The 20,124-nt window shown below is 54.4% G+C and carries 33 protein-coding genes; all 33 read left to right on the top strand.

The genetic code is table 11. From position 1 onward, the window contains the following. Positions 1-161: 161 nt before the first annotated feature. Positions 162-533, top strand: coding sequence for a 30S ribosomal protein S12 (gene rpsL, locus ACF6ZU_RS09710; RefSeq protein WP_002555494.1), 372 nt, complete (start codon positions 162-164; stop codon positions 531-533). A 118-nt stretch (positions 534-651) separates the two neighbouring features. Further along, entirely contained in the window at positions 652-1,122 is a 471-nt protein-coding gene (gene rpsG / locus ACF6ZU_RS09705; protein ID WP_002555493.1) for a 30S ribosomal protein S7, read from the top strand. A gap of 30 nt (positions 1,123-1,152) precedes the next feature. Then, positions 1,153-3,258, top strand: coding sequence for an elongation factor G (fusA, locus tag ACF6ZU_RS09700; RefSeq protein ID WP_392891909.1), 2,106 nt, complete (start codon positions 1,153-1,155; stop codon positions 3,256-3,258). A gap of 30 nt (positions 3,259-3,288) precedes the next feature. Continuing rightward, complete coding sequence (gene tuf / locus ACF6ZU_RS09695) at positions 3,289-4,482, top strand: elongation factor Tu (protein WP_008030895.1); 1,194 nt, start codon at positions 3,289-3,291, stop codon at positions 4,480-4,482. 156 nt (positions 4,483-4,638) lie between these two features. Further along, the gene (gene rpsJ / locus ACF6ZU_RS09690; protein ID WP_003186070.1) at positions 4,639-4,950 is read left to right on the top strand and encodes a 30S ribosomal protein S10; all 312 of its coding nucleotides are present in this window, start codon (positions 4,639-4,641) and stop codon (positions 4,948-4,950) included. 80 nt (positions 4,951-5,030) lie between these two features. Beyond that, entirely contained in the window at positions 5,031-5,666 is a 636-nt protein-coding gene (rplC, locus tag ACF6ZU_RS09685) for a 50S ribosomal protein L3 (RefSeq protein ID WP_003186059.1), read from the top strand. Between the two features lie 12 nt (positions 5,667-5,678). Further along, a complete protein-coding gene (gene rplD, locus ACF6ZU_RS09680; protein ID WP_003228735.1) occupies positions 5,679-6,281 on the top strand; it encodes a 50S ribosomal protein L4 in 603 nt (200 codons plus the stop codon). Beyond that, positions 6,278-6,577: a 50S ribosomal protein L23 gene (rplW, locus tag ACF6ZU_RS09675; RefSeq protein WP_002555488.1), complete on the top strand. Its 300-nt coding sequence runs from the start codon at positions 6,278-6,280 to the stop codon at positions 6,575-6,577. Before rplD ends, rplW begins: the two co-directional genes overlap by 4 nt. A 14-nt stretch (positions 6,578-6,591) precedes the next feature. Beyond that, complete coding sequence (gene rplB / locus ACF6ZU_RS09670; RefSeq protein WP_008030897.1) at positions 6,592-7,416, top strand: 50S ribosomal protein L2; 825 nt, start codon at positions 6,592-6,594, stop codon at positions 7,414-7,416. Positions 7,417-7,432: 16 nt separating this feature from the next. Next, a complete protein-coding gene (gene rpsS / locus ACF6ZU_RS09665; RefSeq protein ID WP_002555486.1) occupies positions 7,433-7,708 on the top strand; it encodes a 30S ribosomal protein S19 in 276 nt (91 codons plus the stop codon). An 11-nt stretch (positions 7,709-7,719) separates the two neighbouring features. Beyond that, positions 7,720-8,052 (top strand): 50S ribosomal protein L22, encoded by a 333-nt coding sequence (gene rplV, locus ACF6ZU_RS09660; RefSeq protein ID WP_003103908.1) that lies wholly within the window; start codon positions 7,720-7,722, stop codon positions 8,050-8,052. 13 nt (positions 8,053-8,065) lie between these two features. Then, a complete protein-coding gene (gene rpsC / locus ACF6ZU_RS09655; RefSeq protein ID WP_003176422.1) occupies positions 8,066-8,752 on the top strand; it encodes a 30S ribosomal protein S3 in 687 nt (228 codons plus the stop codon). Positions 8,753-8,764: 12 nt separating this feature from the next. Further along, complete coding sequence (rplP, locus tag ACF6ZU_RS09650) at positions 8,765-9,178, top strand: 50S ribosomal protein L16 (RefSeq protein WP_007896757.1); 414 nt, start codon at positions 8,765-8,767, stop codon at positions 9,176-9,178. Next, the gene (gene rpmC / locus ACF6ZU_RS09645) at positions 9,178-9,369 is read left to right on the top strand and encodes a 50S ribosomal protein L29 (protein WP_008030901.1); all 192 of its coding nucleotides are present in this window, start codon (positions 9,178-9,180) and stop codon (positions 9,367-9,369) included. The genes rplP and rpmC overlap by 1 nt, the downstream gene beginning before the upstream one ends. A gap of 2 nt (positions 9,370-9,371) precedes the next feature. Further along, a complete protein-coding gene (rpsQ, locus tag ACF6ZU_RS09640; RefSeq protein ID WP_003176419.1) occupies positions 9,372-9,638 on the top strand; it encodes a 30S ribosomal protein S17 in 267 nt (88 codons plus the stop codon). Positions 9,639-9,661: 23 nt separating this feature from the next. After that, on the top strand, positions 9,662-10,030 hold the full coding sequence (gene rplN, locus ACF6ZU_RS09635; RefSeq protein ID WP_002555479.1) for a 50S ribosomal protein L14: 369 nt from the start codon (positions 9,662-9,664) through the stop codon (positions 10,028-10,030). Positions 10,031-10,041: 11 nt separating this feature from the next. After that, positions 10,042-10,356 (top strand): 50S ribosomal protein L24, encoded by a 315-nt coding sequence (gene rplX / locus ACF6ZU_RS09630; protein WP_003176416.1) that lies wholly within the window; start codon positions 10,042-10,044, stop codon positions 10,354-10,356. A gap of 22 nt (positions 10,357-10,378) precedes the next feature. After that, positions 10,379-10,918, top strand: coding sequence for a 50S ribosomal protein L5 (rplE, locus tag ACF6ZU_RS09625; RefSeq protein ID WP_003176415.1), 540 nt, complete (start codon positions 10,379-10,381; stop codon positions 10,916-10,918). A 13-nt stretch (positions 10,919-10,931) separates the two neighbouring features. Then, positions 10,932-11,237: a 30S ribosomal protein S14 gene (gene rpsN, locus ACF6ZU_RS09620; RefSeq protein WP_003176414.1), complete on the top strand. Its 306-nt coding sequence runs from the start codon at positions 10,932-10,934 to the stop codon at positions 11,235-11,237. Between the two features lie 210 nt (positions 11,238-11,447). Beyond that, positions 11,448-11,840, top strand: a complete 393-nt coding sequence (gene rpsH, locus ACF6ZU_RS09615; protein WP_003186040.1) for a 30S ribosomal protein S8 — start codon at positions 11,448-11,450, stop codon at positions 11,838-11,840. A 12-nt stretch (positions 11,841-11,852) separates the two neighbouring features. Further along, positions 11,853-12,386, top strand: a complete 534-nt coding sequence (gene rplF / locus ACF6ZU_RS09610) for a 50S ribosomal protein L6 (RefSeq protein ID WP_003176412.1) — start codon at positions 11,853-11,855, stop codon at positions 12,384-12,386. 10 nt (positions 12,387-12,396) lie between these two features. Then, positions 12,397-12,747 (top strand): 50S ribosomal protein L18, encoded by a 351-nt coding sequence (gene rplR / locus ACF6ZU_RS09605; protein WP_003186037.1) that lies wholly within the window; start codon positions 12,397-12,399, stop codon positions 12,745-12,747. Positions 12,748-12,750: 3 nt separating this feature from the next. Then, positions 12,751-13,251 (top strand): 30S ribosomal protein S5, encoded by a 501-nt coding sequence (gene rpsE, locus ACF6ZU_RS09600; RefSeq protein WP_007943782.1) that lies wholly within the window; start codon positions 12,751-12,753, stop codon positions 13,249-13,251. 2 nt (positions 13,252-13,253) lie between these two features. Continuing rightward, entirely contained in the window at positions 13,254-13,430 is a 177-nt protein-coding gene (gene rpmD / locus ACF6ZU_RS09595; RefSeq protein WP_003186033.1) for a 50S ribosomal protein L30, read from the top strand. A 3-nt stretch (positions 13,431-13,433) separates the two neighbouring features. Further along, positions 13,434-13,871: a 50S ribosomal protein L15 gene (gene rplO / locus ACF6ZU_RS09590; protein ID WP_007896782.1), complete on the top strand. Its 438-nt coding sequence runs from the start codon at positions 13,434-13,436 to the stop codon at positions 13,869-13,871. Beyond that, on the top strand, positions 13,872-15,200 hold the full coding sequence (gene secY / locus ACF6ZU_RS09585) for a preprotein translocase subunit SecY (RefSeq protein ID WP_003228718.1): 1,329 nt from the start codon (positions 13,872-13,874) through the stop codon (positions 15,198-15,200). 27 nt (positions 15,201-15,227) lie between these two features. After that, positions 15,228-15,344 (top strand): 50S ribosomal protein L36, encoded by a 117-nt coding sequence (gene rpmJ, locus ACF6ZU_RS09580; RefSeq protein WP_002555468.1) that lies wholly within the window; start codon positions 15,228-15,230, stop codon positions 15,342-15,344. Positions 15,345-15,474: 130 nt separating this feature from the next. Continuing rightward, positions 15,475-15,831 carry a 30S ribosomal protein S13 gene (rpsM, locus tag ACF6ZU_RS09575; RefSeq protein ID WP_003186020.1) on the top strand — a complete coding sequence of 119 codons (357 nt, stop codon included), beginning with the start codon at positions 15,475-15,477 and terminating at the stop codon, positions 15,829-15,831. Between the two features lie 30 nt (positions 15,832-15,861). Beyond that, positions 15,862-16,251, top strand: coding sequence for a 30S ribosomal protein S11 (rpsK, locus tag ACF6ZU_RS09570; protein WP_002555466.1), 390 nt, complete (start codon positions 15,862-15,864; stop codon positions 16,249-16,251). A gap of 18 nt (positions 16,252-16,269) precedes the next feature. After that, positions 16,270-16,890: a 30S ribosomal protein S4 gene (rpsD, locus tag ACF6ZU_RS09565; RefSeq protein ID WP_003176404.1), complete on the top strand. Its 621-nt coding sequence runs from the start codon at positions 16,270-16,272 to the stop codon at positions 16,888-16,890. 22 nt (positions 16,891-16,912) lie between these two features. Further along, positions 16,913-17,914 carry a DNA-directed RNA polymerase subunit alpha gene (locus ACF6ZU_RS09560; protein WP_003186012.1) on the top strand — a complete coding sequence of 334 codons (1,002 nt, stop codon included), beginning with the start codon at positions 16,913-16,915 and terminating at the stop codon, positions 17,912-17,914. A gap of 42 nt (positions 17,915-17,956) precedes the next feature. Then, the gene (gene rplQ / locus ACF6ZU_RS09555) at positions 17,957-18,343 is read left to right on the top strand and encodes a 50S ribosomal protein L17 (protein ID WP_024778333.1); all 387 of its coding nucleotides are present in this window, start codon (positions 17,957-17,959) and stop codon (positions 18,341-18,343) included. Positions 18,344-18,532: 189 nt separating this feature from the next. Further along, entirely contained in the window at positions 18,533-19,987 is a 1,455-nt protein-coding gene (locus tag ACF6ZU_RS09550; RefSeq protein ID WP_392893762.1) for a catalase, read from the top strand. The last annotated feature ends 137 nt before the right edge of the window (positions 19,988-20,124 follow it).

Here is a 20,124-nt window from a genome sequence, read left to right as displayed (position 1 = left end):
ATTTGTCGAGGTTGGATGAGCGGGAAGGTCGGGGCCTTGCCTTGACTGGGGACAAGATCCTCTTTAGACTCTTGTACCCCTAAATTTGGCGGGAATTCGTTCCTGCCATTTTGCTTTTCTTGCAAGACAATAGCGTCGCAAGACAACAGTGGAGCTAGTAGATGGCAACTATCAACCAGCTGGTACGTCAGCCGCGTAAGCGTATCGTCGAGAAATCCGACGTGCCTGCGCTGCAGAACTGCCCGCAACGTCGTGGCGTATGCACCCGTGTGTATACCACTACGCCGAAAAAACCTAACTCGGCACTGCGTAAAGTATGCCGTGTGCGTCTGACCAACGGTTTCGAGGTTTCCTCGTACATCGGCGGTGAAGGCCACAACCTGCAAGAGCACAGCGTCGTACTGATCCGTGGCGGCCGTGTAAAAGACTTGCCAGGTGTTCGTTACCACACCGTTCGCGGCTCTTTGGATACTTCCGGCGTTAAAGGTCGTAACCAAGGTCGTTCGAAGTACGGTACCAAGAAGCCTAAGTAGTAGCGGCTTTTTGTAAAACTGAATCATCTATTTTTCTGAGTCGATAAGAGTAAGGTCGGAGGCGTCCCGAAAGGGCACCGATTCCGAGCGAACCTGAAGACCGTTTGAGGGCTTATCCATGCCAAGAAGACGCGTAGCAGCCAAGCGCGAAGTGCTTGACGATCCAAAATACGGCAGCCAGATCCTGGCCAAGTTCATGAACCACGTGATGGAAAGCGGCAAGAAAGCCGTTGCCGAGCGTATCGTTTATGGCGCGCTGGAAAAGGTTAAAGAACGCAAGAACAGCGACCCCCTGGAAATCTTCGAGAAAGCTCTCGACGCCATCGCTCCGCTGGTCGAAGTAAAGTCGCGCCGTGTAGGCGGTGCTACTTACCAGGTTCCGGTTGAAGTTCGTCCGTCCCGTCGTAACGCTCTGGCAATGCGCTGGTTGGTAGACTTCGCCCGTAAGCGCGGCGAGAAGTCTATGGCTCTGCGTTTGGCTGGCGAACTGTTGGACGCCGCTGAAGGTAAAGGTGCTGCAGTTAAGAAGCGTGAAGACGTGCACCGTATGGCTGAAGCTAACAAAGCTTTCTCGCACTACCGCTTCTAATTTTAGCGTCACTAATTTTGCGAGGGCTTTATGGCTCGTACAACACCGATTAATCGCTACCGTAACATTGGTATCGTTGCTCACGTGGATGCTGGTAAAACCACCACCACCGAGCGCGTCCTTTTTTACACTGGCAAAAGTCACAAAATGGGCGAGGTGCATGACGGCGCCGCGACCACAGACTGGATGGTTCAGGAGCAGGAGCGTGGTATTACCATTACTTCTGCTGCTATTACCGCCTTCTGGCAGGGTTCTGCGAAGCAGCACAAAGACCAATACCGCTTCAACGTCATTGACACCCCGGGCCACGTTGACTTCACCATCGAAGTTGAACGTTCCCTGCGTGTACTCGACGGCGCGGTTGTTGTGTTCTGTGGTACTTCGGGCGTAGAGCCGCAGTCCGAAACCGTATGGCGTCAAGCCAACAAGTACGGTGTTCCGCGTATTGTTTACGTGAACAAAATGGACCGTGCTGGCGCTAACTTCCTGCGCGTGATCGCTCAGATCAAGCAGCGTCTGGGTCACACTCCGGTGCCGATCCAGTTGGCTATCGGTTCCGAAGACAATTTCCAAGGTCAGATCGATCTGATGACCATGGAAGCGGTTTACTGGAACGATGCCGACAAGGGCATGACTCCTCGTCGCGAAGCTATCCCTGCTGAACTGCAGGAATTGGCTGAAGAGTGGCGCAGCAACATGGTTGAGGCTGCGGCCGAAGCCAGCGAAGAGCTGATGAACAAGTACCTCGAAGGCGAAGAGCTTACCATCGAGGAAATCAAGGCCGCTCTGCGTCAGCGTACTATTGCTGGTGAGATCGTTCTGGCTGTTTGCGGTTCTTCCTTCAAGAACAAGGGCGTTCCCCTGGTTCTCGACGCCGTTATCGACTACCTGCCGGCTCCTGTCGACATTCCTGCTATCAAGGGTTCCAACCCTGATAACGAGGAAGAATTGATGGAGCGTCATGCAGACGACAACGAGCCGTTCTCGGCTCTGGCGTTCAAGATCGCTACCGACCCATTCGTGGGTACTTTGACCTTCGTTCGTGTTTACTCGGGCGTGTTGGCATCCGGCGACGGCGTGATCAACTCGGTTAAAGGCAAGAAAGAGCGTGTGGGTCGTATGGTGCAAATGCACGCAAACGCCCGTGAGGAAATCAAGGAAGTGCGCGCTGGTGACATCGCGGCCTTGATCGGCATGAAGGACGTCACCACTGGTGAAACTTTGTGCAACGCTGACAAGCCAATCATCCTGGTTCGTATGGACTTCCCGGAGCCGGTTATTTCGGTTGCCGTTGAGCCTAAGACCAAGGATGACCAGGAAAAAATGGGTATCGCTCTGGGCAAGCTTGCTCAGGAAGATCCATCTTTCCGCGTCAAGACTGATGAAGAGACTGGTCAAACGATCATCTCCGGCATGGGCGAGTTGCACCTGGACATCCTGGTTGACCGGATGCGCCGCGAGTTCAACGTCGAAGCCAACATCGGTAAGCCTCAGGTTTCCTATCGTGAGCGCATCACGAAGAACTGTGAAATCGAAGGTAAGTTCGTTCGTCAATCCGGCGGTCGTGGCCAGTTCGGTCACTGCTGGATCCGTTTTGCTCCTGCTGACGAAGGTCAGGAAGGTCTGCAATTCGTGAACGAAGTAGTGGGTGGTGTGGTTCCTAAGGAGTACATCCCGGCTATCCAGAAGGGTATCGAAGAGCAGATGAAGAACGGCGTTGTTGCCGGCTATCCGCTGATCGGCCTGAAGGCTACCGTGTTTGATGGTTCCTACCACGACGTCGACTCGAACGAGATGGCGTTTAAGGTGGCTGCTTCCATGGCGACCAAGCAACTGGCCCAGAAGGGCGGTGGTGAGTTGCTTGAGCCGATCATGGCTGTAGAGGTTGTTACACCTGAAGACTATATGGGTGACGTGATGGGCGACCTTAACCGTCGTCGCGGCATGATCCTGGGTATGGAAGATACGGTTTCCGGTAAAGTAATTCGTGCCGAGGTTCCGTTGGGCGAGATGTTCGGTTATGCGACCGACGTTCGTTCCATGTCCCAAGGTCGCGCAAGCTACTCTATGGAATTCAAAAAATACAATACAGCTCCGTCGCACATCGTCGAAACTGTAACCAAAAAACAAGGCTGATTCAGTCCTTTAGGCTAGGAGTTAATTGTCGTGGCTAAAGAAAAATTTGATCGTTCCCTTCCGCACGTCAACGTTGGCACCATCGGTCACGTTGACCACGGTAAAACCACTCTGACTGCTGCTCTGACTCGCGTCTGCTCCGAAGTTTTCGGTTCGGCTCGTGTTGACTTCGACAAGATCGACAGCGCACCAGAAGAGAAAGCTCGTGGTATCACCATCAACACCGCGCACGTTGAATACAACTCGCTGATCCGTCACTACGCTCACGTTGACTGCCCAGGTCACGCTGACTATGTGAAGAACATGATCACCGGTGCTGCTCAGATGGACGGCGCTATCCTGGTTTGCTCGGCCGCCGATGGTCCGATGCCACAAACCCGTGAGCACATCCTGCTGTCCCGTCAGGTAGGCGTTCCGTACATCGTGGTTTTCCTGAACAAGGCTGACCTGGTAGACGACGCTGAGCTGCTGGAACTGGTTGAGATGGAAGTGCGCGACCTGCTGAGCACTTACGACTTCCCAGGTGACGACACTCCGATCATCATCGGTTCTGCTCGTATGGCTCTGGAAGGTAACGACGAAAACGAAATGGGCACCACTGCCGTTCGTAAACTGGTTGAAACTCTGGACAGCTACATCCCAGAACCAGTTCGTCTGACCGACAAGCCGTTCCTGATGCCAATCGAAGACGTATTCTCGATCTCGGGTCGCGGTACTGTTGTGACTGGTCGTATCGAGCGCGGTATCGTTCGCGTTCAAGATCCACTGGAAATCGTTGGTCTGCGTGACACCACCGTCACCACCTGCACCGGTGTTGAAATGTTCCGCAAACTGCTCGACGAAGGTCGTGCTGGCGAGAACTGCGGCGTTCTGCTGCGTGGCACCAAGCGTGACGACGTTGAGCGTGGTCAGGTTCTGGTTAAGCCGGGTTCGGTTAAGCCGCACACCAAGTTCACCGCAGAAGTTTACGTTCTGAGCAAGGAAGAAGGCGGTCGTCACACTCCGTTCTTCAAAGGCTACCGTCCACAGTTCTACTTCCGTACTACTGACGTGACTGGTAACTGCGAGCTGCCAGAAGGCGTTGAAATGGTGATGCCAGGTGACAACATTCAAATGACTGTTACCCTGATCAAAACCATCGCAATGGAAGACGGTCTGCGCTTCGCTATCCGTGAAGGCGGCCGTACCGTTGGTGCTGGTGTTGTAGCTAAAATCATCGAGTAAGCTCTTTTAGAGTTAGCTTTGATGCTTTGAAAAAGCCCCCGCTCAGCGGGGGCTTTTTTATTGGGTTGACACCTATCTGGGGCGTCTATAGAATTGCGCCTCCTTTTAACGGGCGTATTGCGCCCGGTGGGAATAGCAGCCGGAGTCTGAAATCCAATGCAAAATCAGCAAATCCGTATCAGGTTGAAGGCTTTTGACCATCGCCTGATCGACCAATCCACCCAGGAAATCGTGGAAACCGCGAAACGTACTGGTGCTCAAGTGCGTGGTCCAATTCCACTGCCTACCCGTAAAGAGCGGTTCACCGTTCTGGTCTCCCCGCACGTCAACAAAGACGCGCGTGACCAGTACGAGATCCGTACTCATAAGCGCGTTCTGGACATCGTCCAGCCAACGGATAAAACCGTTGATGCTCTTATGAAGCTTGATCTTGCGGCCGGTGTGGAAGTGCAGATCAGCCTCGGCTAAGACTCGGTCTTAGTCGTGTAACGCTCTGAAATGGGCGGCCATAGCGGGTGAAAGCCCCGTACACTCATGAGGTTTACAACATGACTATTGGTGTAGTCGGTCGTAAATGCGGTATGACCCGTATTTTCACCGAAGAAGGTGTCTCCATTCCGGTCACGGTCATTGAGATCGAGCCGAATCGCGTCACCCAGTTCAAAACTGAAGAGACCGATGGCTATCGTGCAGTGCAAGTCACTGTCGGCGAGCGTCGTGCTTCGCGTGTAACAGCTGCTCAGGCTGGCCACTTCGCTAAGGCGAACGTTGCCGCTGGTCGTACCGTCATGGAATTCCGCCTTGAAGAAGGCGAGTACCAGGCTGGCGATCTGATCAACGCTGAAATCTTCGCTGCTGGTCAACTGGTTGATGTAACCGGTCAGTCCAAAGGTAAAGGCTTCCAGGGTACGATCAAGCGTTGGAACTTCCGCGGGCAAGATAACACCCACGGTAACTCCGTGTCCCACCGCGTTCCAGGCTCTATCGGCCAGTGCCAGACTCCTGGTCGTGTATTCAAGGGCAAAAAAATGTCCGGTCATATGGGCGCTGAGCGCGTGACCGTGCAGTCCCTCGAAGTAGTGCGCGTGGACGCTGAACGCAATCTGTTGTTGGTCAAGGGCGCTGTTCCTGGCGCTACTGGCGGCAACTTGGTTGTACGTCCAGCAGCCAAGGCTCGCGGTTAAGGGGAAGCTGACATGCAATTAAATGTAAATGACGCTCAAGCGATCGAAGTTTCCGAACTGACATTTGGCGGCGAATTCAACGAGACGCTGGTTCACCAAGCAGTCGTGGCCTACATGGCCGGCGGCCGTCAAGGTAGCAAGCAGCAAAAGACCCGTTCCGACGTTCGTGGTGGCGGTAAGCGCCCTTGGCGTCAGAAAGGTACTGGCCGTGCTCGTGCCGGTACTATCCGTAGCCCAATCTGGCGTGGCGGCGGTACCACTTTCGCAGCTCGTCCTCAGGATCACTCCCAGAAGCTGAACAAGAAGATGTATCGCGCAGCAATGCGTTCCATCCTTGCTGAGCTGGTGCGTACTGATCGTCTGGTCGTGGTTCAGGATTTCGCCGTTGAAACGCCGAAAACCAAAGACCTGCTGGGCAAGCTGAACAACATGAGCCTGACCGACGTTCTGATCGTGTCGGACGCTGTTGATCAGAACCTGTACCTGGCTGCTCGCAACCTGCCGCACGTAGATGTACGTGATGTGCAAGGTTCCGATCCAGTTAGTCTGATCGCATACGACAAGGTGTTGATCACCGTGTCGGCCGTGAAGAAATTCGAGGAGCTGCTGGGATGAACCAGGAACGCGTATTTAAAGTTCTGCTTGGCCCGCACGTTTCCGAGAAGGCTACGGTTCTGGCAGACAAGAAAGGCCAGTTCGTTTTCAAGGTTGCCACTGACGCAACCAAGCTGGAAATCAAGAAGGCCGTCGAAAGCCTGTTCAGCGTGAAAGTAGAGCGTGTTACTACCCTGAATGTTCTGGGTAAGAGCAAGCGCACTGCTCGCGGTCTGGGCAAGCGTAATGACTGGAAGAAGGCAGTTATCTCCCTTCAGCCAGGCCAAGATCTCGATTTCAGCAGCAGTGCTGAGTAAGGAAGGGGTGCATCATGGCAATCGTTAAATGCAAACCGACTTCCCCTGGCCGCCGTCATGTGGTCAAGGTGGTCAACCAGGAGCTGCATAAAGGCGCTCCTCACGCACCGCTGCTCGAGAAGAAATCGAAGTCTGGTGGTCGTAACAACAATGGTCGTATTACCACTCGTCACATCGGTGGTGGCCATAAGCAGCATTATCGTCTGGTCGATTTCCGTCGCAACGACAAAGATGGCATTCCAGCCACTGTCGAGCGTATCGAATACGATCCAAACCGTACTGCTCACATTGCTCTTATGTTGTACGCAGACGGCGAACGCCGTTACATCATCGCCCCTAAAGGCGTGAACGCTGGTGACCAGCTGATTTCGGGTGCTTTGGCTCCGATCAAGCCGGGCAACCAGTTGCAACTGCGCAGCATTCCAGTTGGTAGTACCGTACACGGCATCGAATTGAAGCCAGGTAAAGGCGCGCAAATCGCTCGTTCCGCTGGTGCTTCGGCTCAGCTGATCGCTCGTGAAGGTGTCTATGTGACCCTGCGTCTGCGCTCTGGTGAGATGCGTAAAGTGCTGGCTGAATGCCGTGCGACCCTGGGCGAAGTCTCGAACTCCGAGCACAGCCTGCGTTCGCTGGGTAAAGCCGGTGCCAAACGCTGGCGTGGCGTTCGCCCAACCGTTCGTGGTGTTGCCATGAACCCGGTTGACCACCCACATGGTGGTGGTGAAGGTCGTACCTCTGGTGGTCGTCATCCGGTATCGCCATGGGGCTTCCCGACTAAGGGCGCGAAGACTCGTGGTAATAAGCGTACCGACAAAATGATCGTCCGTCGTCGCAAGTAAATAGAGGGATACGACAGTGCCACGTTCTCTGAAAAAAGGTCCTTTTATCGATCTTCACCTACTGAAGAAGATCGAAGTGGCGGCGGAAAAGAACGATCGCAAACCAGTTAAAACCTGGTCGCGTCGTTCGATGATCCTGCCACAAATGGTCGGTCTGACCATCGCAGTACACAACGGTCGTCAGCATGTGCCAGTTCTCGTGAACGAAGACATGGTCGGCCACAAACTGGGCGAGTTCGCCGGTACCCGCACTTATCGTGGGCACGTGGCTGACAAGAAAGCCAAGCGTTAAGGGGTTAGGAAATGGAAGTAGCCGCTAAGTTGTCGGGCGCTCGAATCTCCGCCCAGAAAGCCCGCTTGGTCGCCGACCAGATCCGCGGGAAGAAGGTGGGCGAAGCGCTCAACTTGTTGGCTTTCAGCAGTAAGAAAGCCGCCGAGATCATGAAGAAAGTGCTGGAGTCGGCCGTAGCCAACGCCGAGCATAACGAAGGCGCAGACGTTGATGACCTTAAAGTCAGCACCGTTTTCGTCAACGAAGGGCGTTCGCTGAAGCGCATCATGCCACGTGCCAAAGGCCGTGCTGATCGCATCGTCAAGCGGTCTTGCCATATCACTGTCAAGGTTGCTGACAAGTAACGGAGTCGAAGAGATGGGTCAGAAAGTACATCCCATTGGCATTCGCCTGGGAATCGTCAAGGAGCACACCTCCGTCTGGTACGCAGACGGTCGGACTTATGCGGACTATTTGTTCGCTGATCTGAAGGTGCGTGAGTATCTCCAAGACAAACTAAAAAGCGCGTCCGTAAGCCGTATCGATATCCATCGTCCGGCCCAAACTGCACGTATCACCATCCACACCGCTCGCCCAGGTATCGTTATCGGGAAGAAAGGTGAAGATGTTGAAAAACTGCGTCAGGACCTGACCAAGCAAATGGGTGTGCCTGTGCACATCAATATCGAAGAAATCCGCAAGCCGGAGCTCGACGGTATGTTGGTTGCGCAGAGCGTAGCTCAGCAGCTGGAGCGTCGCGTAATGTTCCGTCGCGCTATGAAGCGCGCTGTACAGAACGCCATGCGCATTGGTGCCAAAGGCATCAAAATCCAAGTGAGCGGTCGTCTCGGCGGTGCTGAAATCGCACGTACTGAATGGTATCGCGAAGGTCGTGTGCCACTGCACACCCTGCGTGCCGACATCGACTATGCCAACTACGAAGCTCACACCACTTACGGTGTGATCGGTGTAAAGGTTTGGATCTTCAAAGGCGAAGTAATTGGTGGTCGCCAAGAAGAACTGAAACCACAAGCACCAGCGCCTCGTAAAAAAGCTGCTAAGTAAGGGGTACGCCAAATGTTGCAACCAAAGCGTACGAAGTTCCGCAAGCAGATGACAGGCCACAACCGTGGTCTGGCTCAGCGCGGTAGCAAAGTCAGCTTCGGCGAGTTCGCGCTGAAGTCTGTAGCTCGTGGTCGTCTCACCGCTCGTCAGATCGAGTCAGCGCGTCGTGCTCTGACCCGTCACGTAAAACGTGGCGGCAAGATCTGGATCCGTGTATTCCCGGACAAGCCTATTTCCAAGAAGCCACTCGAAGTTCGGATGGGTAAAGGTAAAGGTAGCGTGGAATATTGGGTTGCCCAGATTCAGCCAGGCAAAGTCCTGTATGAAATCGAGGGTGTTTCTGAAGAGCTGGCGCGTGAGGCATTTGCCCTGGCTGCTGCAAAGCTGCCGCTCGCCACCGCCTTCGTTAAACGGACGGTGATGTGATGAAAGCGAACGAACTTCGTGAAAAAGACGCGCCGCAGCTTAACGAGCAACTGCTCGGCCTGCTGCGCGACCAGTTCAATCTGCGCATGCAGAAAGCAACTGGCCAGTTGGGGCAGTCTCACCTGCTCCGGCAAGTTAAGCGTGACATCGCTCGCGTGAAGACTGTGCTCAAACAGCAGGCAGGTAAGTAATCATGGCTGAAGCCGAAAAAACCGTCCGTACGCTGACTGGCCGTGTTGTCAGCGACAAAATGGACAAGACCATCACCGTTCTGATCGAGCGTCGCGTTAAGCACCCGATCTACGGTAAATACGTTAAGCGTTCGACTAAGCTGCACGCGCACGACGAAACCAATCAGTGCCACATCGGCGACAAAGTCACTATTCGTGAAACTCGTCCTTTGGCCAAGACCAAGTCTTGGGCGCTGGTTGATGTTCTCGAACGCGCTGTGGAAGTCTAAGGACTAGGGGTCGGAGAAATTATATGATTCAGACTCAATCCATGCTCGATGTGGCCGATAACAGCGGCGCTCGCCGCGTTATGTGCATCAAGGTGCTGGGTGGCTCCCATCGTCGTTACGCTGGTATCGGTGACATCATCAAAGTTACCGTGAAGGAAGCAATTCCTCGCGGTAAAGTGAAAAAAGGCCAAGTGATGACTGCTGTTGTAGTCCGCACTCGTCACGGCGTACGTCGTGCTGATGGCTCCATTATCCGCTTTGATGGCAACGCTGCTGTTCTTCTGAACAACAAGCAAGAGCCGATCGGCACCCGTATCTTTGGGCCAGTGACCCGTGAACTTCGTACTGAGAAGTTCATGAAGATCGTCTCGCTCGCCCCAGAAGTGCTGTAAGGAGATCCGACATGCAAAAGATTCGTCGTGACGACGAGATCATCGTGATCGCCGGCAAAGACAAAGGTAAGCGCGGTAAGGTGCTTAAGGTTCTCGCTAATAACCGTCTGGTTATCGGTGGTTTGAACCTGGTCAAGCGTCATACCAAGCCTAACCCGATGTCGGGCGTACAAGGCGGTATCGTCGAGAAAGAAGCTCCACTGGACGCTTCTAACGTAGCCATTTTCAACGGCGAAACCAACAAGGCTGATCGCGTTGGTTTCAAAGTAGAAGACGGCAAGAAAATTCGTGTCTTCAAGTCGACCCAAAAAGCGGTTGATGCTTGAACACTGCTAGGTAGATGAGACCATGGCACGACTAAAAGAGATTTACTGGAAAGAAATCGCACCGAAGCTTAAGGAAGAACTTAAGCTTTCGAACGTGATGGAAGTTCCACGCGTTACCAAAATCACCCTGAACATGGGTCTGGGCGAAGCAGTCGGTGACAAAAAAGTCATCGAGCACGCTGTTGCTGACCTGGAAAAGATCACCGGCCAGAAAGTCGTTGTGACCTACGCTCGGAAATCCATCGCTGGCTTTAAAGTCCGTGAAGGTTGGCCGATCGGCGTCAAAGTGACCCTGCGCCGTGAGCGTATGTACGAGTTCCTGGATCGTCTGCTGTCGATCTCCCTGCCTCGGGTTCGCGACTTCCGCGGCCTGAATGCCAAGTCCTTCGATGGTCGTGGTAACTACAGCATGGGCGTTAAAGAGCAGATCATCTTCCCGGAAATCGACTACGACAAGATCGATGCTCTCCGCGGTCTGGACATTACCCTGACCACCACTGCCAAGAACGATGATGAAGGTCGCGCCCTGTTGCGTGCTTTCAAATTCCCGTTCCGCAACTGATTGGAGTAGGAAAATGGCCAAGATGAGCATGAAAAACCGCGAGCTGAAGCGTCAGCTCACGGTTGCCAAGTACGCCAAAAAGCGTGCAGCACTGAAAGCAATCATCGTTGATCTGAACGCAAGTCCAGAAGCGCGTTGGGAAGCTACAGTAGCTCTGCAGAAGCAGCCACGTGACGCAAGCGCTTCGCGCATGCGTAACCGCTGCCGCCTGACCGGTCGTCCACACGGCGTTTACCGCAAGTTCGGCCTCGGCCGTAACAAACTGCGTGAAGCTGCAATGCGTGGTGACGTACCTGGTCTGGTTAAAGCCAGCTGGTAAGCACTATCAAAGTCTCGGCGTCCAGGTTCGCAAGATCCTGACCGCCGGTGACCTTGAACTTGAATCAAGCCCCTTTTGGGGCTTGATTCATTTGTGGGGTGTGTCTAGAATACCCGGCTCGCCTGAGCCCGTGCTTTTTTCGCGCGGATGTCCTCGGCGACACGTAGTAGCCGCAAGGCTAATTTTTTGTGTATTAGGAGCGTCTAGCCCATGAGTATGCAGGACCCGTTAGCGGACATGCTAACTCGAATCCGTAATGCCCAGATGGCTGAAAAGTCCGTCGTAAGCATGCCATCTTCTACTTTGAAGGTAGCTGTTGCCAAAGTCCTGAAGGACGAAGGTTACATTGCGGGTTATCAGATCAGCAGCGAAATCAAGCCACTGCTGTCCATCGAGCTGAAGTACTTCGAAGGCCGTCCGGTCATCGAGGAAGTGAAGCGCGTTAGCCGTCCAGGCCTGCGTCAGTACAAGTCCGTCGATGATCTGCCAAAAGTTCGTGGCGGTCTCGGTGTGTCTATCGTCTCCACCAACAAAGGTGTGATGACGGATCGTGCTGCGCGCGCTGCCGGTGTCGGCGGCGAAGTTCTTTGCACTGTGTTCTAAGGGGGGATAAGCATGTCACGCGTCGCTAAGAACCCCGTTAAGCTGCCAGCCGGCGTCGAAGTCAAATTCGCAGGCCAACAGCTTTCGGTGAAGGGTGCCAAGGGCACTCTCGAACTGAACATCCATTCGTCCGTTGAGATCGTTGAAGAAGCTGGTGAGCTGCGTTTCGCTGCTCGCAATGGCGATCAACAAACTCGCGCAATGGCTGGTACCACTCGTGCGTTGGTAAACAACATGGTCCAAGGCGTAAGCCAAGGCTTCGAGCGTAAGCTCCAGCTGGTCGGTGTTGGTTACAAAGCGCAAGCAAAAGGCACAGTGCTGAACCTGGCTCTTGGCTTCTCGCACCCAGTGGATTATGAACTGCCGGAAGGCATCACCGCTGAGACTCCTAGCCAGACCGATATCCTGATCAAGGGCATCGACAAGCAGCTGGTAGGTCAAGTGGCCGCCGAGATCCGCGACTTCCGTCCACCAGAGCCGTACAAAGGCAAAGGTGTGCGCTACGCGGACGAAGTCGTCCGTCGTAAAGAAGCCAAGAAGAAGTAGGGCATAGCAAATGACCGACAAAAAAGTTACTCGACTGCGTCGCGCTCGCAAAGCACGCCTGAAAATGCACGAACTCGAAGTCGTGCGTCTCTGCGTGTTCCGCTCGTCGCAGCACATCTACGCCCAGGTCATTTCGGCCGACGGCAACAAAGTCCTGGCATCTGCCTCGACTTTGGATAAAGAACTGCGTGATGGCGCCACTGGCAACATCGACGCGGCCACTAAGGTTGGCCAGCTGGTCGCTACGCGTGCTAAAGCCGCTGGCGTCTCGCAGGTGGCTTTCGACCGCTCTGGCTTCAAGTACCACGGCCGCGTCAAGGCGCTGGCTGATGCTGCTCGTGAAGCTGGGCTGGAGTTCTAAGTTATGTCAAATAACGACCAAAAGCGCGACGAAGGCTACATCGAGAAGCTGGTTCAAGTTAACCGCGTAGCCAAAACCGTTAAAGGCGGCCGTATCTTCACTTTCACCGCGTTGACCGTGGTTGGTGATGGTAAAGGGCGTGTTGGCTTCGGCCGTGGCAAGTCGCGTGAAGTGCCTGCTGCGATCCAGAAGGCAATGGAAGCTGCTCGCCGCAACATGATCCAAGTTGATCTGAACGGCACCACTCTGCAGTACGCAATGAAGTCCGGTCACGGCGCTTCGAAGGTGTACATGCAGCCTGCTTCTGAAGGTACCGGTATCATCGCTGGCGGCGCTATGCGTGCTGTCCTCGAAGTTGCTGGCGTTCAGAACGTTCTGGCCAAGTGCTACGGCTCGACTAACCCGGTAAACGTGGTTCACGCCACTTTCAAAGGTTTGAAAGCTATGCAGTCTCCTGAATCCATTGCCGCCAAGCGTGGCAAAAGCGTCAAGGAGATCTTCTGATCATGGCTACCGTTAAAGTTACGCTGATCAAAAGCATGACCGGCCGCATCCCTAACCACAAACTGTGCGTTAAGGGTCTGGGTCTGCGTCGCATCGGTCACACTGTAGAAGTACTTGATACTCCCGAGAATCGCGGGATGATCAACAAGGCTTACTACATGCTGCGTGTCGAGGGTTAATCGATGAAACTCAATGATCTGAGTCCAGCGCCGGGTTCCCGTCGCGAAAAGCATCGTCCGGGCCGTGGTATCGGTAGTGGTTTGGGTAAGACCGGTGGCCGTGGCCACAAAGGTCAGTCCTCCCGCTCCGGTGGCACCATTGCTCCAGGCTTTGAAGGCGGTCAACAGCCGCTGCATCGTCGCCTGCCGAAGTTCGGTTTCGTTTCCCTGAAAGCCATGGACCGCGCAGAAGTGCGTCTGTCCGAGCTGGCTAAAGTGGAAGGCGACATCGTCACCGTGCAGTCCTTGAAAGATGCCAACGTGATCAACGTCAACGTACAGCGTGTGAAAATCATGCTGTCCGGCGAAGTGACTCGCGCTGTTACCATCGGAAAGGGAATCGGCGCCACCAAAGGTGCGCGTGCGGCTATCGAAGCAGCTGGCGGCAAGTTCGAGGAATAAATGGCTAAGCAAGGTGCTCTCTCTGCGCTCGGCAAAGGCGGTATGTCTGAACTCTGGGCTCGTCTGCGTTTTCTGTTCCTGGCGATTATCGTCTACCGAATAGGCGCACACATCCCGGTTCCAGGTATCAACCCGGACCGACTCGCGGACCTGTTTCGACAGAATGAGGGGACCATTCTTAGCTTGTTCAACATGTTTTCCGGCGGCGCGCTGGAGCGGATGAGCATCTTTGCACTGGGGATCATGCCGTACATTTCGGCATCGATCATCATGCAGCTGATGACCGCCGTCAGCCCGCAGCTGGAGCAGTTGAAGAAGGAAGGTGAAGCTGGCCGTCGCAAGATCAGCCAGTACACCCGCTACGGCACTGTCGTTCTCGCTCTGGTTCAGGCAATTGGCATGTCCATTGGTCTGGCAGGGCAGGGCGTAGCGTTCACTGGTGACTTTGGCTTCCATTTCGTCGCGGTATCCACTTTTGTGGCTGGTGCGATGTTCATGATGTGGCTGGGTGAGCAGATTACTGAGCGTGGTGTTGGCAACGGTATCTCGATGTTGATTTTTTCGGGTATCGTCGCCGGTCTTCCGAGAGCGATCGGGCAGTCTTTCGAGTCTGCGCGTCAGGGTGATATCAACATCTTCGCCCTGGTTGCCATCGGTTTGCTGGCAGTAGCGATTATCGGTTTCGTGGTGTTCATTGAGCGTGGTCAGCGTCGTATTGCTGTTCACTACGCCAAGCGTCAGCAGGGCCGCAAGGTCTTCGCTGCGCAGACTAGCCACTTGCCGCTGAAGGTGAACATGGCCGGTGTTATTCCGGCCATTTTCGCGAGCAGCATTTTGCTGTTCCCGGCTTCGTTGGGTGCCTGGTTCGGCCAGTCTGAAGGTATGGGCTGGTTGCAGGACATCTCGCAGTCGATCGCTCCTGGTCAGCCGTTGAATATTCTGCTGTTTAGTGCAGGGATTATTTTCTTCTGCTTCTTCTATACGGCGTTGATGTTCAATCCGAAAGACGTAGCGGAAAACCTGAAGAAGTCCGGTGCCTTTATTCCGGGCATCCGTCCAGGTGAGCAGTCTGCGCGCTACATTGATGGCGTTCTGACCCGCTTGACCATGTTCGGTGCTCTTTACATGACGGCCGTATGTCTGTTGCCCCAGTTCTTGGTGGTTGCAGCCAACGTACCGTTCTACCTTGGCGGGACCTCGTTGCTGATCGTCGTCGTGGTTGTGATGGACTTCATGTCCCAAGTACAATCGCACCTCGTTTCGCACCAGTACGAATCCCTGATGAAGAAAGCCAACCTGAAGGGTTACGGCAGCGGCATGTTGCGCTGAGTACCCATAAGGTTCGAGGAGTTGGTGATGAAAGTTCGTGCATCGGTGAAAAAGCTGTGCCGTAACTGCAAGATTATTCGCCGCGAAGGTGTTGTTCGAGTAATTTGCAGCGCGGAACCGCGTCACAAACAGCGCCAAGGCTGAGTGTGATTGTGCTTCAAGCCCGGTAGCTAGTGCGCTACCGGGTTGATTATTTGTTATTACAGCGATATTATCTCGCGCCCTATTTCTTGGCTTCCGGGGCGTAGGTAGCTGTCAATTGGAGTCCCACTGAATGGCCCGTATTGCAGGCGTTAACATTCCAGATAACAAGCATACTGTTATCTCGCTGACCTACATCTATGGTGTTGGTCGCACTACTGCACAGAAGATCTGTGCAGTGACTGGGGTAAACCCAGCCGCAAAGATCAAAGATCTGAGCGACGAGCAGATTGAACAGCTGCGTGGCGAAGTGGCGAAGTTCACCACTGAAGGTGACCTGCGTCGCGAAATCAACATGAAAATCAAGCGTTTGATGGACCTCGGTTGCTATCGCGGTCTGCGTCATCGTCGTGGTCTTCCAGTACGCGGTCAGCGTACCAAGACTAACGCGCGTACCCGTAAAGGTCCGCGTAAGCCGATCCGCAAGTAATCGCCCCAGCGAATCGACAGGAAATTAATCATGGCTAAACCTGCTGCTCGTCCTCGTAAAAAAGTTAAAAAGACAGTGGTTGATGGCATCGCCCACATCCATGCTTCTTTTAACAACACAATCGTGACCATCACCGACCGTCAAGGCAACGCTCTTTCCTGGGCTACCTCCGGTGGTTCGGGTTTCCGCGGTTCCCGCAAGTCCACCCCGTTTGCTGCTCAAGTAGCTGCTGAACGTGCTGGTCAAGCTGCGCTGGAATACGGTCTGAAAAACCTCGACGTTAACGTCAAAGGTCCAGGCCCAGGTCGTGAATCTGCAGTCCGCGCTTTGAACGGCTGTGGCTACAAGATCGCCAGCATCACCGACGTGACGCCAATCCCGCACAACGGGTGCCGTCCGCCGAAGAAGCGCCGCGTGTAATCCAGGAGATTGTAAAGAATGGCTCGTTACATTGGTCCAAAATGCAAACTCGCTCGTCGCGAAGGCACCGATCTCTTTCTGAAGAGCGGCGTGCGCGCGATCGAATCGAAGTGCAACATCGAAGCAGCACCTGGTATCCACGGCCAACGCCGCGGTCGCCAGTCCGATTACGGCACCCAACTGCGTGAAAAGCAGAAGGTCCGTCGTATCTACGGCGTTCTCGAGCGTCAATTCAGCGGCTACTACAAAGAAGCTGCTGGCAAGAAAGGTGCAACCGGTGAGAACCTGCTGCAACTGCTCGAATGCCGTCTGGACAACGTTGTATACCGTATGGGTTTTGGCTCTACTCGTGCCGAATCCCGTCAGCTGGTATCGCACAAGTCGATCAGCGTAAACGGTCAGACCGTTAACGTTCCGTCCTACCAGGTTCGTGCTGGTGACGTGGTTGCTGTTCGCGAGAAAGCAAAGAACCAACTTCGCATTGTCCAAGCTCTCGATCTGTGTGCCCAACGTGGCCGCGTAGAATGGGTAGAAGTAGACACTGAGAAGAAGTCGGGCGTTTTCAAGAACGTTCCAGCTCGCAGTGATCTGTCCGCCGACATCAACGAAAGCCTGATTGTCGAGCTCTACTCCAAGTAAGGGCTAGAAAATAGGTGCATCCATGCAGATTTCGGTAAATGAGTTCCTGACACCCCGCCACATTGATGTGCAGGTTGTCAGTCCAACCCGCGCCAAGATCACTCTCGAGCCTCTCGAGCGTGGTTTCGGCCACACCCTGGGCAACGCGCTGCGCCGCATCCTGTTGTCCTCAATGCCCGGCTGTGCAGTAGTCGAGGCCGAGATTGACGGTGTACTCCATGAGTACAGCGCCATCGAAGGCGTACAGGAAGACGTAATTGAAATCCTGTTGAACCTTAAAGGTCTGGCTATCAAGCTGCACGGTCGTGACGAAGTTACGCTGACCTTGTCGAAGAAGGGTTCGGGGGTGGTTACCGCTGCCGATATTCAGCTGGATCATGATGTCGAGATCGTTAATCCCGATCACGTAATCGCTAACCTGGCGTCTAACGGCGCCCTGAACATGAAGCTCACCGTAGCTCGTGGTCGTGGTTATGAACCGGCAGACTCGCGTCAGAGCGATGAAGACGAAAGCCGCAGCATCGGTCGCTTGCAGCTTGACTCTTCGTTCAGCCCGGTTCGCCGTATCGCATACGTGGTGGAAAACGCCCGTGTCGAGCAGCGTACTAACCTGGACAAGCTGGTTATTGATCTGGAAACCAACGGTACTCTGGACCCTGAAGAGGCTATCCGCCGCGCTGCAACCATTCTGCAACAGCAGTTGGCTGCGTTCGTCGACCTTAAAGGTGACAGTGAGCCAGTGGTTGTCGAGCAGGAAGACGAGATCGATCCGATCCTGCTTCGCCCGGTTGACGATCTGGAACTGACTGTACGTTCGGCTAACTGCCTTAAGGCGGAAAACATCTACTACATCGGTGACCTGATTCAGCGTACCGAAGTAGAGCTGTTGAAGACTCCGAACCTTGGCAAGAAATCCTTGACTGAAATCAAGGACGTTCTGGCCTCCCGCGGTCTGTCCCTCGGCATGCGCCTCGACAACTGGCCGCCTGCAAGTCTTAAGAAGGACGACAAGGCGACTGCCTGATCGTCGTAATCACCGAACGTCGTGTTTGGTAAGGAATGAACCATGCGTCATCGTAAAAGTGGTCGTCACCTGAGCCGCACTAGCTCGCACCGCAAGGCCATGTTTCAAAACATGGCAGTGTCGCTGTTCGAGCACGAGCTGATCAAAACTACACTGCCGAAAGCTAAAGAACTGCGTCGCGTTGCTGAGCCGCTGATCACTTTGGCCAAGACAGACAGCCTGGCTAACCGCCGTCTGGCTTTCGACCGTACTCGTTCGAAAGCTATCGTTGGTAAGCTCTTCAACGACCTGGGCAAGCGTTACGCTACCCGTGAGGGTGGCTACCTGCGCATCCTCAAGTGCGGTTTCCGCGCTGGCGACAACGCGCCTATGGCGTACGTCGAGTTGGTTGATCGTGCTACCGGCGGTGAAGCTGTATCCGCTGAGTAAGACGTCAGTCTGAAACGAAGAACCGGGCCTAGTGCCCGGTTTTTTGTGGGCGCTCGAAAAGTGAAACTGCTGTTAGTAATTTTCTATCGACACTCACAAGTTAATGAATTTGAAGGTGTAACGTTGGTGATCAATACTCCTTGTCAGCCGATTAGCCGGCCGTTTAAGACTGACAGAGGAAGAGATCGCATGAGCCAAAATAAAACGCTTACCACCGCCAGTGGCGCTCCTGTCGCCGACAACCAGAATTCCCGCTCTGCCGGCCCTCGCGGCCCATTGCTCCTCGACGACTTTCACCTGATCGAGAAGCTTGCTCACTTCAACCGTGAAAACATTCCTGAGCGCCGTGTGCACGCGAAAGGTTCGGGTGCTTACGGTACGTTCACTGTGACGCGCGATATCACCCAATACACCAGCGCCAAATTGTTCGAGTCCGTCGGCAAGCAGACCCCGACGTTCCTGCGATTTTCCACGGTGGGCGGTGAGCGCGGTTCGGCCGATACTGAACGCGATCCACGTGGTTTCGCCTTGAAGTTTTATACCGAGGAAGGCAACTGGGACATCGTGGGTAATAACACCCCGGTGTTTTTCATTCGTGATCCGCTTAAGTTTCCGGACTTTATCCACACCCAAAAGCGCCTTCCGCAAAGCAATCTGAAAAGTGCGCAGATGATGTGGGACTTCTGGTCGCACTCGCCTGAGGCGCTGCACCAGGTCACCATCCTGTTTTCGGATCGGGGCATCCCTGACGGCTACCGTCACATGCACGGCTTTGGTAGCCACACCTACAGCCTGATAAGCGCCAGTGGCGAGCGTCATTGGGTCAAATGGCACTATAAGACTCAGCAAGGGATCAAGAACCTGGCGCCGGCAGACGCTGCCCGTTTGGCGGGCACAGATCCGGATTACGCACAGCGCGATTTGTTCGAAGCGATTGAGCGCGGTGACTTCCCGAAATGGCGTGTATGCATTCAAATCATGACCGAGGCTCAAGCGGCGGCCCACTACGAAAACCCTTTCGATGTGACCAAGACCTGGTCGCAGAAAGAGTTTCCACTGATTGAAGTCGGCGAGCTCGAACTCAACCGCAATCCGCAGAACTACTTCGCTGAAGTTGAGCAGGCTGCGTTCGGTCCGAGCAACATGGTGCCGGGTGTTGGCCTGTCGCCGGACCGCATGCTTCAGGGGCGAGTGTTCGCTTACGCCGATGCGCACCGCTACCGTGTCGGCACCAACCACCAGCAACTTCCTGTGAATGCGCCTCGCAGTCCGGTCAACAGCTACCAGCGTGATGGCTCCATGGCGTTTGGCAGCAATGGCGGTGCAGCGCCGAACTACGAGCCCAACAGCTACGTCGAGTCGCCGAAACAGGCACCTCGCTATGCCGAACCGGCTCTGGCACTCAGCGGTGCGGCTGATCGTTACGATCATCGCGAAGACACGGACTACTACAGCCACGCCGGTGCCTTGTTCCGTTTGATGAGTGATGAGCAGAAAAACCTGCTGATCAACAATATCGCACGCGCGATGGCGGGAGTTTCGTCTGATGTAGTTGATCGTCAATTGCAGCACTTCTTCAAGGCCGACCCGGCGTATGGAGAAGCAATCGCAAAGGCACTCAACGTACAGATTAACGAAGTCTAAACGAGAAGCAGAACCGCCCTCATTAGGGCGGTTTTTGCGTTATTTAAACTACTTTTCTCAGAATATCTTCGCTTTTATCGCGTCAAGTGAGTGACCTGATAGTCATGTTGGTTCAAACTACAGACTTTCAAGCAGGG

The organism is Pseudomonas migulae (assembly GCF_043225285.1).
GTDB classification, from domain to species: Bacteria; Pseudomonadota; Gammaproteobacteria; order Pseudomonadales; family Pseudomonadaceae; genus Aquipseudomonas; species Aquipseudomonas migulae_C.
This window is presented reverse-complemented; position numbering and strand designations above follow the sequence as displayed.